The organism is Aerococcus sp. Group 2, assembly GCF_905125285.1.
Taxonomy (GTDB): domain Bacteria; phylum Bacillota; class Bacilli; order Lactobacillales; family Aerococcaceae; genus Aerococcus; species Aerococcus urinae_E.
The window spans coordinates 472,163-485,858 of record NZ_CAJHPA010000001.1 but is presented as its reverse complement, the minus strand read 5'-3'; the positions used below and the strand labels follow the sequence as shown (position 1 = coordinate 485,858).

Here is a 13,696-nt window from a genome sequence, read left to right as displayed (position 1 = left end):
TGTGACAAAGAAGAAGCAAGACAATGTGGTAGCGACAAATCGCAAAGCGAATCATGATTATATCATTGAAGATACTATTGAAGCTGGTCTTGTCTTAACTGGAACAGAAATTAAATCGATTCGTAAGGGAAAGGTAAACTTAAAGGATTCCTTTGCCCGGGTAGAAAATGGTCAGGTATGGGTCTATGGGATGCATGTGAGTCCCTTTGAACAAGGCAACCGTTTTAACCCGGATCCTATGCGGCAAAGAAAATTATTATTAAAGAAACGTGAAATCAATCGCCTAGCTAAGCATGTTAGCCAAGAAGGTTATGCGATTATCCCACTACGGATGTATATTAAAAGACGCTTTGCTAAATTACTTATCGGCATTGGTAAAGGGAAGAAAAAATACGATAAGCGCCAAGCCTTAAAAGAAAAAGATATGAAGCGTGACATTAAACGGGCAATGAAAGAAAAATATTAAAAGCCTATTGGCTATGTAATAAAAGAACATGGATTCATAAAAAGGACTATGACCTGTAAGAGTGCCCCAAAGGTTGGACTAAATGTCAAACTTTTGAGGCTTACAACAGGTCGTAGTCCTTTTAATCATTTAAAAGGGGCGTTAGGTCAGAAGAAACAAGATATAGAAAATCAGTTATTTGGCTGCTGTGAGTGATTAATTGTTTTCTTTATTATCTTGGCTATGTTCTTTCCGATATTGACTCGGTGAGATGCCGTTTAGTCTTTTAAACATTTTTTAGAAGTATGAAGCTGAGCCAAAGCCTACTAACTTACCGACATGACTGATACTAAAATTGGTGGCCTTCAGGAGCTGCTTGGTTTTATCTATTCTTACTTTAATTAAATAATCGATCGGAGACGCGGAAAAGGCTTCTGAAAATAGACGAATCATATAGTATTTATTCATACTGATTAAATTACTGAGATGGTCCAAACTAATATCCTTGGTATAATAATTATCAATATACTTTTTCAGCCAGTGAATTTTTTCCTCATTGGTAAATTCACTTTTTAAAGCGAATAAATTTTTTTGCTGGAAATATATTCGAGTAAATAACATTTGGATCAGCATTTGTAAGATGGTTTCTTTTTCGTCCTCTGCAAGCTCACCTTTTTTATCTTCGTAGTCAATTAATTGTAAATAATTCTCAATCCCTTTATGAGTGTCTTGACAACAAGCAATGTTTTCATGCGATAGTTTAAAACTTTGATTACGGCCGACTAGACTGATGATCGATAATTCATACCATTTTTCTAAAGCTTCCGCATCGATATCTTGGGCTTTTAAATGGGCTCTGTTGTTAATAATACAATAGCTGTTATTATCCATAATATAATTTTTATCATCAGAATTTATAGTTAGAAAGCCTTCTTTGCAGTAAATAATGATTAATTCATTAGGTCTTTGATCGCTAAAGAGGAGGGATGATTCTAAGTGCTTATCCTTCCTGCGGTCAAAGTAGCGTATACTTTTAAAATGAAGTTCAAGTTGAAGAAGACGGTTTCTAACGAGTTGTTCACGTTCCATAGGAAATCTTCCTCTTTCTAGACTTAAGAATAGAAATCTCTTTTTATATCTAAATAAATTATATCAGAAAAGCCTTAGTAAACGTTTTATAATTTGATATGTTTCGCTAAAATGGGCATTTTTTGTTATGATAGTTTCAGGTTTATCAGTATGAATGCGAGGTTGAAAGAAATGAGTAAAGGTGTAACAATTTATTTTATGCGTCATGGCCAAACCTACCTTAACCACTATCATCGGATCCAAGGTTGGGCGGATGCGCCTTTAACAGAGAAGGGTAAACGCGATGCCCAAAGGAGCGCCATAGGTTTACGTGATGTTAATTTCTCGGCTGTCTATACCAGTGACTTGCAACGGACTGTAGCCACAGCGGAGATTATTTTAAAATATAATTACCATGCTGGTTCCAACCTTCCAATTAATAAACGTAAAGCCTTTCGGGAACAGTTCTTTGGGAGCTTTGAAGGGCTAGAAGTTGAACGGATCTGGGGAAAAGTCTCTGACTATATCGAGAATGAAAAGCAGGACTTGTTAACTACAAATGACCGCGTGAAGGTAGAAATGGATACTTTCCATGAATTAGATCCTACCCATGATGCCGAGGATTTTATGACATTCTGGCTACGGGTTGAATTAGGCTTGATCGATGTGATTACAGCTCATCGTGAAACTGATCAAAATATTCTGATTGTGAGTCATGGCATGACGATTCGCAATATGATCCATGAATTAATCCCAGAATTTTCTCTAGGTGAACCCTTAGATAATGCTAGTGTATCTATTGTTAGGTATCAAGATGGTTTTTACCATTTGGAAGCCTATAATCAAACCGATCATTTTGCTTTAGAGGAAAAAATTGATGATGTGAATAAGGACCGGGAAAGAAAAGAATAAGTCTCAGCAAGACCTTTGACAGATTACGGGAATCAAGTTAACTATAAGAATAATGAAGTCGAAGTTTTGAATGAAGCGTAAATCTTGACTTTTCGGTAAGATGTTTGTTATATTAGAAAAGTATCCCTTTGGGGGTGTTTTTTGGATTCGACAGGCATCAGACCGGGGTACAGCTACATTTCGGAGGTTACGTCTCCGTCACAAACGTTAACTTAAATTTAATTGACAAAAACGAAAGTCAATCTTTAGCATTCGCTGCCTAGCAGCATGCTAAGATCTGCCTAGTATCGCCCATGTATTAGTTACAGGTCTCATTGAAGTGGGATACGTCTTGCGCTTCCGCCTGGAGCAATAGAAAGAGAACAATCAGGTACGCAAGCTAGCAGGTTTGTTTATTGACCTCTAGTGCGCTTAATCAACAATAAACTATGAGTGTAAAAGCTGTATTAGCGGGGTGTCTGGACAGGGGTTCGACTCCCCTCACCTCCATAAATAGTAAGCATTAGCGGTCGTCAGCGGCCGCTTTTTTGCTTTTACAATATGTATATAAAAAAGGTGTTGATGAAGAAAATATATTTCTTATCAACACCAATAATGGATTATTCACTTAGTTTCCAAATTGCTTTTTTACCAACACTAAATAATGGTTGCCATTCTAACTCAATATCTTTTCCGTCTACACCGTAATAAACGGTGCTATCAACAGTTCTACCTGCTGATACTGAACCAAAACCAATATCACCATCAGAACCGCTTAAAGGATAGGTCTTAGCTTTCTTACCATCTACATAAAGCTGAGTATCGGCACCGAAAGCGTAATCTTTATCTTGACCATTTTCTAAAGTATAGCTAATCTTAATGACGCGTTCAGGATTTGATTCTGCAAATTGATTTCTTTCATCAGTAAATTCAACCTTATTTACTTTAAATTTTATGCCATCAATTTCAGCAGCATCACCTACTGCTAATTTTTTATTTTCTTTCTTATTTGAAGATTGGCTCTCGCTGGTTTGGCTTTCACTAGATTCAGTGTTTACGGATTTTTTACCACCACTAAAAAGCGATCCAATAATAAAAAGAGCGATGAGGGCAATTATTCCAATACCAATCCACTTCAAACATCCACCACGTTTCACTTCATTCCCATTTTCGTCATACAATTTCTTGGCCATATTTTTCTCCTCCTATGGTATAATGTTTTTGATCAATTGAGCGCTCTCCGAGAGAAGCGCTTTTTATTGATTTTGCTTCAATTTCAATACTAAAAAATAAAGTCAGAATATAGATTTGATATTTTTAATTTCGAAATAGTAAATTATATATCCATTTAATAAATATTATTAGAAATTGAACCTATAACATGATTATAATAAATGAATAAAGTTTTAACAACATAGTTTTTTCTGCTACTCTCTAGTAGCTTAGAATGAATTATTTCTAGATTATTTAGCCTAGTATTTCCTGGTTAGATTTATTAGTTAGCCAATAGATATATAGGTTAATAATGGAAATATGTATTGAAGCTTATTGCTTATTTATTCAAACTTGCACGAAACTAAGCAATTTTAACTTTTTGCTTTCATATGAAATATTTTTACTTTTTGTGTTGACATCAGCGAGTGTCCTTGCTACAATACTTGTGATTTAGAGCGAGACTCTATACTTTAATTCTGTCCAGAGAGGCACGAAAAGTGATGATAAGAATACCTATAAGTGTGCATACTTATAGCTAATTATGATGACTTAAAGGCCTAGACAGAATTGTCTAGGTCTTTTTTCGTTAAAGAGGTGAAAAAATGGAAACATTATATGTGGCGTTGGATTTTAAAACAGAAGCAGAAACCTTTGATTTTCTAAAATTATTTGAAGGCCGACAAATCGGGGTCAAGGTAGGTATGTCGCAATTTTATATGTCAGGACCAAGTATCATTGAGCGTTTATGTGATATGGGACATGAAGTCTTTCTTGATTTGAAGTGCCATGATATTCCTAATACGGTTTACCTAGCGATGTTACAGCTTAGTCAATTACCGATTGAACTTGTGACGATTCATGCCATGGGTGGTAAAGAAATGATGCGAGCTGCGGTTAAAGGGGTTCAAGAAGGCAAACACCAACCAAAAGTTCTTGCAATCACCCAGCTGACCTCAACGAACCAAGAAATGTTAAATAATCAATTACAAATTCCTGGTACAGTCGCTGAATCGGTGGAACATTTGACCCGCTTAGCATTAGACAGTGGCGTGGATGGCCTAGTTTCTTCGGTCCAAGAAAGTAAAATGATTAAGGAAGTTTCCAAAGGGCAATTACTTAGTTTAACACCAGGGATTCGTTTGAATAAGAATGCTCACGATGACCAAGAAAGAATTGCTAGTCCAGAAGAAGCCCGTGCCAACGGTGCTGATTACATTGTAGTGGGCCGTCCGATTATTCAAGCTGACGATCCAGTGAGAGCCTATGAAGAAATGAAAGAACATTGGGAGGGTAAGTAGATGAGTCAAAATATTAAACGCGAAGTTGCCGAAGCATTATTAGATCATGAAGCCGTGATTATCCGTAATGAGGATTGGTTTACCTGGGCCAGTGGGATTAAGAGCCCAATTTACTGTGATAATCGTCAATTAATGAGTTATCCCAAGGCCCGTAAGTTGGTGGCTCAAGCCCTAGCTAACTTGATCAAAGAAAAATATCCTAATGTGACCTGTATTGCTGGGACCGCGACAGCCGGGATTCCTCATGCTGCTTGGGTGAGTGAAATTTTAGACTTGCCTATGGTGTATGTTCGCTCTAAGGCTAAAGACCATGGGAGACAATCGCAAATTGAAGGTCACCTAGAGGCTGACGACCAAGTGGTATTGATTGATGACCTCATTTCAACAGGTGGTAGCGTCTTGGAAGCTTGTCAACCCGTAGCTAAAGAGTGTTCAGTGATCGGCGTCGCTGCGATTTTCACCTATGAGTTGGATCGGGCCAAGAAAAACTTCCAAGCTGCTGATATTCCTCTAGCCGTACTGAGCGATTTTCATAGTTTATTAGAAGTAGCCAAAGAAAAACATGACTTTAGCCAAGCAGACATGGATAATATCTTGGATTGGCACCGTCAACTGAACCAGCCTTCCAATGAGTAAAAGTGACTGCTAACAGTCAAAAGAGTTAAATAATAAATACCTGTGAGTATTTGTTTAAGGAGTGTAAAAATGGAAAATAAGAAAAAAGCTGTTATTTCAAGTATCATTGCCTCAGGTACCGATGACCTCAACGTAATGTTTCTATCCTTTTCAATGGCAAGCATTATTAGTGAGTTTTCACTATCAGGTGCCCAAGCGGGAGCTATCGCTACCATAACTAACTTGGGGATGTTATTAGGTGGATTAATTTTTGGATATCTGGGTGACCGTTACCATAAGCTAAACATCTTAAAGATAACCCTGCTTATCTTTTCTTTAGCCTCAGGAGCAATTGCTTTTGCGCCTTCGATCACTATGCTTTATATCCTACGTTTCATTGCCGGTATTGGTGTCGGTGGTGAGTACGGAATCGCTTTAGGAATCATGGCTCAAATTGTCCCCGTTCATAAAATGGGACGGATTTCTGCTTTAAATGGGGTAGCTGGCCAAGTCGGCTCGATTACTTCAGCTGCTCTAGCGGGATTATTCTTGAGTCACCTAGGTTGGCGCGGATTGTTCTTATTTGGCCTGGCTCCTTTACTCCTTGTATTATACATGCAAGTAGCTATTAAAGATGAAAAAGAATTTTATCCGGTAAAAAATGATTCAGCTCTCGATAAAAGTGAAAAAATTAATTTTGCTGTTTTATTTAAAGACTTGCGGACCAGTTACCAAACCATTGCCCTCATGTTAATGTGTACGGTTCAAATTGCTGGCTACTTTGGCATGATGAATTGGTTGCCAACCATTATGCAAGAACAAGCCGGCCTCAGTGTGCAAGGCTCCTCATTATGGATGATTAGTACCATTGTGGGCATGTCCTTAGGGATGGTTGTCTTTGGCCGACTATTTGACCAATTTGGCCCTCGGCTAATGTTTGGTGCTTTCTTACTTGCATCAGCGTTTGGTGTCTACTTGTTTAGCCAAATTACCTCACCACTTGGAATGCTATTTGGCGGAGCCATGATGGGATTCTTTGTCAATGGGATGTTCCCGGGATATGGAGCAACGGTTTCTTACCTATACCCTAAGTCCGTCCAAAGTATGGCCAATAATTTAATCTTAAACGTTGGACGAGCAGTAGGTGGATTTTCTTCAATGATTATTGGGATCATTATGGAACATGGTAATGTGACCATGGTTATGCTCTTCCTATCATGTCTTTATATCTTCTCTTTTGTGGTCATGTTAACCATTCCCGGGATCAAGCAAAAATCTTTTAAAAAGGTTTATGCCCAATAATTAGGAGTTATTCATAGAAAGCTTATAGCTTATTAGAGGCTTACCAAGTCAATGATAAATAACCAAACCGTATTGAGATCGGTGTGGCTAAGACAAAGGCTGTGATTTTCACAGCTTTTTTTGTTTTTTCACTAATTCTTATGCGCGTCAATAATAAAAAGAATATATAAAAGGTGCTGATAAACCATAATGTTCATCAGCACCTAATAAAGTGAAAATTATATTTTCTTATTTAGCCGTTAAGATCGACAACCTTGCCTTCATCTAAATAGATAATGCGTTCGCAGAGATTGGTCACGTAGTCACCCATGCGTTCTAGATTAGAAATCATGGAAATATATGAAGCACCAGTTACCACTAAGCTGTTATCCTTCTTCATATCTGACACGACTTGTGGGATTAGTTTATCAAAGTAGTGGTCAACTTTGGCGTCCATTTCTGCTGCCGCCTTAGCTTGTTGGTCATTACGGGTAACAAAGGCGTTAACAGCTAGCTCGGCCATTTCAATGACTGTATCAGTCATTATTTCTAGGTCAGATTCAATATTTTCTAAACGGGGTTCATCTGCGATCCGTAGAGCTCCTTTTGCAATAGAGACGGCATGGTCGCCCATTCTTTCAAGGTCAGCACTGGCCTTGATGATGGAAATAATAAAGCGTAATTCATCGCCGATAGGGCTTTGTAGGGAAATTAGCCGAAAACATTCCTTATCAATGGCCACTTCATATGCATTAATCTTTTCGTCATTTTTAATCACTTTTTCAGCGGCTTCATTATCATGGTTGAGAAGCGCATCAACAGCTTCTTCAATAGCTTTAGTAGTATCGATTCCCATACGTGTAAATTGACCATCTAAGGTCTTTAATTCTTCGACAAAGGCCTTTCTTAGTTGTGTCTTTTTCATTAAAAACTCACTCCCCGATATCTTATATAGAAATAGTATTTTACCATAATCCACTCATAAAGTAAAAGGAAGCCCTTACAATATTATTGATTACTGGAATACTAATTTTCGTATCTCTATTTTAACATGAATGTTCTGAATAATTATTGTTTAAAAGTGATAGCTTTTTAATAAAAGTTAAAAATTGTTTCTGATATTGGCTTCTTTTCCGTAATATATTATTTATTGACTTTTAGCTTATATATTGCTAATCTTTCAATAAATTTAATGAGTAGACTGACAATTTGATCACTAAAAGCAGTTTTTAGGGTAAAATAGTTAGTATCATGAAAAATATCTAGGAGGCAAAATATGAAACTGACGCAACACATGCAAGTGGTTAATAATGAATTAAACATTGCCGATATTCCTGTTTCTCGTCTGAAGGAAGAGTACGGAACTCCGCTTTATATTTATGATCAAAAAGGGATTAAAGATCAAGCGAAAACATTTATCAATGGCTTCCATTCTAAAAAGTTTACTACTCATATTATCTATGCCTCCAAGGCCTTTTTAAACCTTTATATCGCTCAACTAATCAATGAACAGGGCTGTTATCTTGATGCCGTTAGTGGTGGGGAAATTTACACACTCTTGGCAGCTGGTGTTCCAGGTGAAAAAATATATTTCCATGGCAATAATAAAACAGAGTCAGAGATCATTCTAGCTCTTGAGCAAGGGATTGGAACATTTGTTATTGATAGCCAGACTGATTTTTATAAAGTAGAGAAAATTGTTAAATCCCTTAATAAACAGGTTAAGGTCCTTTTGAGAATTAATCCAGGGATTGAAGCAAGCACCCATAAATATATCCAAACCAGCCGCGATGATTCTAAATTTGGTATGAGTAGCCATGATGAGGATACGGTGGCTTTGGTTAAAGAGATGGTTAAGAGCGATTGGCTCGACTTTGCCGGCTTCCATTGCCATATCGGCTCACAAATATTAGAAGAAAGATTCTTCTTTGAAGAAGCCGATTTAATGTTGGGATTCTGTCGGCAAATGGAAGAAGAAACCGGCTGTCAGGTAAGAGAGATTAACCTGGGCGGCGGTTTTGGTGTGTACTATAGCCAAGCAGATCGTCCTTTTGATTATGAGAAATTTTTACAAAGCTACATTCAAGTCATTGAAGCAGCAATTGATCAATATGGCTTAGAGCATGTCGATACCGTAAGCATTGAGCCGGGACGGGCTTTAATTAATGATTTCGGGACAGCTCTTTATAGCGTTGGGGGTGTCAAACATACCCTGGCTGGAAAACCCTTTGTCTTTGTCGATGGTGGGATGTCAGACAATATTCGCCCAGCCCTGTATCAAGCCAAATATGAAGCGGCCTTAGCTAATCGGATGAATGATGAGGTCGAAGGGGAGTACCGCGTGGCAGGAAAATTGTGTGAAACTGGTGACCAGTTGGTTCAAGATGCTCCCTTGCCAGAGGCTCGGATCGGGGACCTCTTGGTGATTCCTCGAGTAGGGGCTTATACTTATACAATGAGTTCGAATTATAATCGTCTGGGACGTCCAGCCTTGGTCTTTGTCGAGGATGGGCAATCTTATTTGGCTGTCAAACGAGAAAGCTACCAAGATTTGCTCAGAAACGACTATAATTATAAGAATAAAGAAGATTAGTTTTATTGGAATTTAAAGGAGGAAACAAAAATGATAAAAGTTGGTATTGTTGGCTATGGTAATTTAGGTAAAGGCGTGGAAATTGCAGTTAATGCAGCGGAAGATATGGAATTGCTAGGAATTTTTACTAGACGCCAGCCTGAGCAATTAGATACAAAGAGCCCGGCCTATCAAATTGATGACATTCTTGACTTTAAAGACAAAATTGATGTCCTAATTTTATGTGGTGGTTCTCAATCTGATATTCCTGTTCAAGCTCCTCGTCTAGCGGAAAACTTTAATACCGTGGATGCTTACGATAACCACGATAAGATTCCAGAATACTTCGATCAAATGGATCAACTTGCTAAAGAAAATAACCATGTCTCTGTGATTGCTACGGGTTGGGATCCAGGTCTGTTCTCACTTAACCGCTTATTAGCTGAAACAATCTTACCGCAAGGGCAAACCTATACTTTTTGGGGCAGAGGGGTTAGCCAAGGCCATTCTGATGCAGTACGCCGGGTAGATGGCGTCAAGGCAGCTATTCAATATACCGTGCCTAATCAAGCCATGCTAGAGGCAGCAAAGGCTGGTGATCCTATTGATTACCAACAAGCGACTGCCCATAGTCGTGAAGTCTATGCGGTCTTAGAAGAGGGCGCTGATCCAGACCAAGTTGCCGAAGCGATCAAGACCATGCCTGATTACTTCGCCCCCTATGACCAAGTCGATGTGCATTTTATTTCTCAAGAAGAATTAGATCAAAACCATAAAGGAATTCCTCATGGGGGCGAAGTGGTGCGCCAAGGGCAAACCAGCGCTGACCACCACGCAGTTTATAATTTTGCCCTGCAATTAGGCAGCAACCCTGAGTTCACCGGTGCAGTGAATACTTGCTATGCGCGAGCTGCTTACCGTTTAGCTAAGGAAGAACAATTTGGGGCTAAGACCGTCTTTGATATTGCCCCCGCTTACCTTTCTGCAAAATCCGGTGCACAACTCCGCCACGAATTGCTCTAGCCTTGAGCATAAAGAAAGCATTTACATGTCATATTTGATATACTGAAGTCAGTTGGAAATTGAGAGGATCAGCTCTGATCCTCTAACTGTTTTGAGTCAAATATGTGAATGGAGGCTTTGTATAATGAGAATTGGTGTACCTAAAGAAATCAAGAATCATGAAGATCGGGTGGCAATGACACCGGCCAATGCCTTTAACCTTGTCCAAGCTGGTCATGAAGTGCTTATCGAAAGCTCAGCTGGTCTAGGTTCTTCATATGAAGATAGTGAATATGAAGAAGTAGGAGCTAAGATCGTAAGCTCTGCTAAAGAAGCATGGGACGTGGATATGGTGGTTAAGGTTAAAGAACCCCTTGAATCTGAATACCAATATCTCCGTGAAGACTTAATTGTGATGACCTATCTGCACTTAGCGGATAACGAACCTTTGGTGGATGCTTTAATTGAAAATAAAACCACAGGTGTAGCTTATGAAACCATGGAGTTAAATGGAAAATTGCCTTTACTTAACCCAATGAGTGAAGTGGCTGGACGGACTGCTATTCAAGTCGGTGCTCACTATCTTGAAAAAACTAATGGTGGTAAAGGGAAACTTTTAGGTGGTGTGCCAGGAACCCAAGCTGGAAAAGTGGTTATTATCGGCGGCGGTAATGTTGGTTATAATGCCGCTCGGATGGCTGTTGGCTTAGGCGCTAATGTAACTATTCTTGACTTGAATCCAGCACGTTTAGGTGAATTAGATGACCTCTTCCAAGGTCGCGTTAATACATTGATGTCCAATGCTTATAACATTGCTAATGAAGTAAAGGATGCTGATGTAGTCATTGGCTCCGTTCTTATTCCTGGACGTAAGGCACCAATTTTAGTAACAGAAGATATGGTGAAAACCATGGAAGAAGGTTCTGTTTTAATCGACGTTGCTATTGACCAAGGTGGTAACTTTGAAACTTCTGACCATGCAACCAACCATGATGATCCTGTATATACTAAACATGGTATTGTTCATTATACCGTTGCAAATATTCCAGGAGCTGTACCAAAGACAGCTACAGAAGCATTAACCAACGCTACCATGACTTATGTTCAACAAATTGCTAATTTAGGTATTGAAGCAGCTGCGATGGCAAATCACACAGTATTTACTGGGGTAAACACCTACAAGGGTGAATTAACTAGTGCTGATGTAGCTGAAACCAGTAAGCATGACTACAAAGAGTTAAAATTCTAATAGTCTTTAGGTAAAGAAAAAAGAGAGGCTGTGAAAACAGTCTCTCTTTTCGTTTAGCCGTTTTAGTGATTATTGAAAAATAGCAAAAAAGATAATTACTATAATTCCTAAAGCAATCCGATACCAACCAAAGGCTTTAAAATCATTCTTTTGGACATAGCGTAGTAAGAAGCGAATCGTTAAAATCGAAACAATGTAGGCGATGACCATTCCTAAGATTAGTAGGAAGCCTTCTTCGGTTGAAAAACGAAAACCGTCGAGGAAGCCCTTAGTCAGTTTTAAGAAAGTCATTCCGAACATAATGGGAATACTCATAAAAAAGGAAAAATCGGCAGCAGTAGGACGGGAGGTTCCTAAAATCGTTGCCCCTAAGATAGATGAACCAGACCTTGAGGTCCCAGGAATGACTGATAGGGCCTGGAAGAGTCCAATTTGAAAGGCTTTTTTGTAAGATAAATCTTGGGTAGAATGGACGGTTACAGGGCGGTTTTTATTTCGATTTTCAACGACGATGAAGGCAATTCCGTAAATAATCAGTGCAGCAGATACTACCACCCAATTTTGAAAATGTTCTTCAGCGAAGTCGTTAAATAAAAGACCAATAACACCTGCGGGAATACAGCCAACTACCACCTTAAACCAAGTTTCCCAAGTCTGCTTTTTCTCTTCAGCACTTTTTTGACTTGAAAAAGGATTTAAGCGGTCAAAATAGATCCAAACAACGGCTAAGATTGCCCCTAATTGGATAACGTATACAAAAATATTCCAAAATTCCGGTCTAAAATCCATGGAAATAAATTCTTCTACCAAAATTAAATGGCCAGTACTACTAATTGGCAACCATTCGGTAATTCCTTCGACAATCCCCATGATGAAAACTTTGATAATATCTAACATTAAAAAAACGCATCCTTTCACTAGCATTTTTGTAGTATAGCTAAAATACGAGGCCTTGACTAGGCCTAGGCGTAATTTTTAGCTTTTTTTAATTTGCTTAAGCCTATTGGACGCAAACAATTTCATTAATGGGGCAGCTGACATTGAGTGGGCTTAACTGTCCGGTATTGTGGTCACGTTTAAAAAAGGTCACTTTCTTCTCTTTTTGATGTCCTACAATGACGTGACTTTGGTTAGCGTCAAAGTTAAAATCACGTGGAAAGTCTCCACCAGAAGAAATGGATTGAATATGACTTAATTGAGAACCATCTTTAGAAACTTCAAATACTTCTAGGCTGTTGTAACCTCGATTGGAGACATATAAGAAGTTTCCATCTTGGGAGATACGAATTGCAGCACTACTATTTTCACCGCTATAAGTCTCTGGTAAACAATTCACCCGGTCGACAAAGGAAAAGTGACCCTCATCATAAGTCAAAATATCGATGGTGTGTGAAAGCTCACCAATCACATAAAGAATGTCTTCTTTAGGGTGGAAAACTAAGTGGCGGGGGCCAGTACCTGGTTGACATTGGTAGGAGGCTTTTTCCTGTAATTGGCCCTCTTGGTCAAATTGATAGCTGATCACACTATCTGTCCCTAAGTCACAGGCTAGGTAGTATTTGCCATCTGGACTAGTGTTAAAATAATGACAGTGAGAGCTTTCTTGGTTGGGGTGAGGTCCTTGTCCAGTCCGGCTGATTATTTGTTGGAGCTGTAATTGACCATCACTTTGTATTTTTATAAGCGCCAATGTCCCTTCATGGTAATTGGCATTGAGTAATAATTGGCGCTCTTCATCTAGAGCTAGGTAACAGCCGTTATGTTCCAAAAAGGCACAGTGATCAACAAAAACGAAATGCTGCCCTTCTTTTCGATAATGGCTGACTCCAGGGCTCGGTTGGTCAGTGAGCGTATAGAGTTCTTTACCATCAGTAGAAAGAGCCAGGTAAGTTGGATTTGATTCAGAAATTATTAATTCATGTCCTTTAATTTCCTCATGATGACTATCCCATTTTAGAAGATGGATGCCTTGGTTGTCTTGACGTGTATAGCCAGCTAAATAGATCTTTTCCATAATAATCTCCTTTACAATCTCTGATATATTAAATTTTACACTATGT

The 13,696-nt window shown here is 38.7% G+C and carries 13 protein-coding genes and 1 other RNA gene; 9 read left to right on the top strand and 5 right to left on the bottom strand.

Going from position 1 to position 13,696, the window contains the following annotated elements; translation table 11 throughout:
* The first annotated feature begins 1 nt into the window (after position 1).
* Positions 2 to 466 (top strand): SsrA-binding protein SmpB, encoded by a 465-nt coding sequence (gene smpB / locus JFU01_RS02140; protein ID WP_195855662.1) that lies wholly within the window; start codon positions 2 to 4, stop codon positions 464 to 466.
* Positions 467 to 742: 276 nt separating this feature from the next.
* On the opposite strand, the gene JFU01_RS02135 is transcribed toward smpB, so the two are convergent.
* Positions 743 to 1,534 (bottom strand): helix-turn-helix transcriptional regulator, encoded by a 792-nt coding sequence (locus JFU01_RS02135; RefSeq protein ID WP_195855661.1) that lies wholly within the window; start codon positions 1,532 to 1,534, stop codon positions 743 to 745.
* A 171-nt stretch (positions 1,535 to 1,705) separates the two neighbouring features.
* Between JFU01_RS02135 and JFU01_RS02130 the strand changes: the two genes are divergently transcribed.
* Both JFU01_RS02130 and ssrA read left to right on the top strand, forming a co-directional pair.
* Entirely contained in the window at positions 1,706 to 2,425 is a 720-nt protein-coding gene (locus tag JFU01_RS02130) for a histidine phosphatase family protein (RefSeq protein ID WP_060778105.1), read from the top strand.
* Positions 2,426 to 2,555: 130 nt separating this feature from the next.
* Positions 2,556 to 2,917: a transfer-messenger RNA gene (ssrA, locus tag JFU01_RS02125) on the top strand.
* Between the two features lie 107 nt (positions 2,918 to 3,024).
* Here the strand turns inward: ssrA and JFU01_RS02120 are convergent.
* Positions 3,025 to 3,597, bottom strand: coding sequence for a DUF4352 domain-containing protein (locus JFU01_RS02120; protein ID WP_195855660.1), 573 nt, complete (start codon positions 3,595 to 3,597; stop codon positions 3,025 to 3,027).
* 624 nt (positions 3,598 to 4,221) lie between these two features.
* On the opposite strand from JFU01_RS02120, the gene pyrF reads away from it, so the two are divergent.
* The 3 genes from pyrF to JFU01_RS02105 all read left to right on the top strand — a co-directional run bounded on the left by pyrF (position 4,222) and on the right by JFU01_RS02105 (position 6,834).
* Positions 4,222 to 4,917: an orotidine-5'-phosphate decarboxylase gene (pyrF, locus tag JFU01_RS02115; protein WP_060778107.1), complete on the top strand. Its 696-nt coding sequence runs from the start codon at positions 4,222 to 4,224 to the stop codon at positions 4,915 to 4,917.
* Positions 4,918 to 5,553 carry an orotate phosphoribosyltransferase gene (gene pyrE / locus JFU01_RS02110; protein ID WP_195855659.1) on the top strand — a complete coding sequence of 212 codons (636 nt, stop codon included), beginning with the start codon at positions 4,918 to 4,920 and terminating at the stop codon, positions 5,551 to 5,553. It begins immediately after the preceding gene.
* Positions 5,554 to 5,622: 69 nt separating this feature from the next.
* Entirely contained in the window at positions 5,623 to 6,834 is a 1,212-nt protein-coding gene (locus tag JFU01_RS02105; RefSeq protein ID WP_070558114.1) for an MFS transporter, read from the top strand.
* 232 nt (positions 6,835 to 7,066) lie between these two features.
* Here JFU01_RS02105 and phoU read toward each other — a convergent pair whose 3' ends face one another.
* Entirely contained in the window at positions 7,067 to 7,738 is a 672-nt protein-coding gene (phoU, locus tag JFU01_RS02100) for a phosphate signaling complex protein PhoU (protein ID WP_013669817.1), read from the bottom strand.
* Between the two features lie 351 nt (positions 7,739 to 8,089).
* Here phoU and lysA point away from each other — a divergent pair, with 351 nt between their 5' ends.
* The 3 genes from lysA (at position 8,090) to ald (ending at position 11,636) form a co-directional block, all read left to right on the top strand.
* Positions 8,090 to 9,406 (top strand): diaminopimelate decarboxylase, encoded by a 1,317-nt coding sequence (lysA, locus tag JFU01_RS02095; RefSeq protein ID WP_195855658.1) that lies wholly within the window; start codon positions 8,090 to 8,092, stop codon positions 9,404 to 9,406.
* Positions 9,407 to 9,436: 30 nt separating this feature from the next.
* Positions 9,437 to 10,408, top strand: a complete 972-nt coding sequence (locus JFU01_RS02090; RefSeq protein WP_195855657.1) for a diaminopimelate dehydrogenase — start codon at positions 9,437 to 9,439, stop codon at positions 10,406 to 10,408.
* A gap of 124 nt (positions 10,409 to 10,532) precedes the next feature.
* Positions 10,533 to 11,636, top strand: coding sequence for an alanine dehydrogenase (ald, locus tag JFU01_RS02085; RefSeq protein WP_195855656.1), 1,104 nt, complete (start codon positions 10,533 to 10,535; stop codon positions 11,634 to 11,636).
* Positions 11,637 to 11,705: 69 nt separating this feature from the next.
* On the opposite strand, the gene JFU01_RS02080 is transcribed toward ald, so the two are convergent.
* On the bottom strand, positions 11,706 to 12,533 hold the full coding sequence (locus tag JFU01_RS02080) for an undecaprenyl-diphosphate phosphatase (RefSeq protein WP_070558105.1): 828 nt from the start codon (positions 12,531 to 12,533) through the stop codon (positions 11,706 to 11,708).
* Positions 12,534 to 12,636: 103 nt separating this feature from the next.
* A complete protein-coding gene (locus tag JFU01_RS02075) occupies positions 12,637 to 13,650 on the bottom strand; it encodes a lactonase family protein (protein WP_195855655.1) in 1,014 nt (337 codons plus the stop codon).
* Positions 13,651 to 13,696: the final 46 nt, after the last annotated feature.

Excerpts from the sequence above, each read along its gene's own strand:
- JFU01_RS02135 (WP_195855661.1), bottom strand. The coding sequence starts at position 1,534 with ATGGAACGTGAACAACTCGTTAGAAACCGTCTTCTTCAACTTGAACTT.
- JFU01_RS02130 (WP_060778105.1), top strand. The coding sequence starts at position 1,706 with ATGAGTAAAGGTGTAACAATTTATTTTATGCGTCATGGCCAAACCTAC.
- JFU01_RS02120 (WP_195855660.1), bottom strand. The coding sequence starts at position 3,597 with ATGGCCAAGAAATTGTATGACGAAAATGGGAATGAAGTGAAACGTGGT.
- pyrF (WP_060778107.1), top strand. The coding sequence starts at position 4,222 with ATGGAAACATTATATGTGGCGTTGGATTTTAAAACAGAAGCAGAAACC.
- pyrE (WP_195855659.1), top strand. The coding sequence starts at position 4,918 with ATGAGTCAAAATATTAAACGCGAAGTTGCCGAAGCATTATTAGATCAT.
- JFU01_RS02105 (WP_070558114.1), top strand. The coding sequence starts at position 5,623 with ATGGAAAATAAGAAAAAAGCTGTTATTTCAAGTATCATTGCCTCAGGT.
- phoU (WP_013669817.1), bottom strand. The coding sequence starts at position 7,738 with ATGAAAAAGACACAACTAAGAAAGGCCTTTGTCGAAGAATTAAAGACC.
- lysA (WP_195855658.1), top strand. The coding sequence starts at position 8,090 with ATGAAACTGACGCAACACATGCAAGTGGTTAATAATGAATTAAACATT.
- JFU01_RS02090 (WP_195855657.1), top strand. The coding sequence starts at position 9,437 with ATGATAAAAGTTGGTATTGTTGGCTATGGTAATTTAGGTAAAGGCGTG.
- ald (WP_195855656.1), top strand. The coding sequence starts at position 10,533 with ATGAGAATTGGTGTACCTAAAGAAATCAAGAATCATGAAGATCGGGTG.
- JFU01_RS02080 (WP_070558105.1), bottom strand. The coding sequence starts at position 12,533 with ATGTTAGATATTATCAAAGTTTTCATCATGGGGATTGTCGAAGGAATT.
- JFU01_RS02075 (WP_195855655.1), bottom strand. The coding sequence starts at position 13,650 with ATGGAAAAGATCTATTTAGCTGGCTATACACGTCAAGACAACCAAGGC.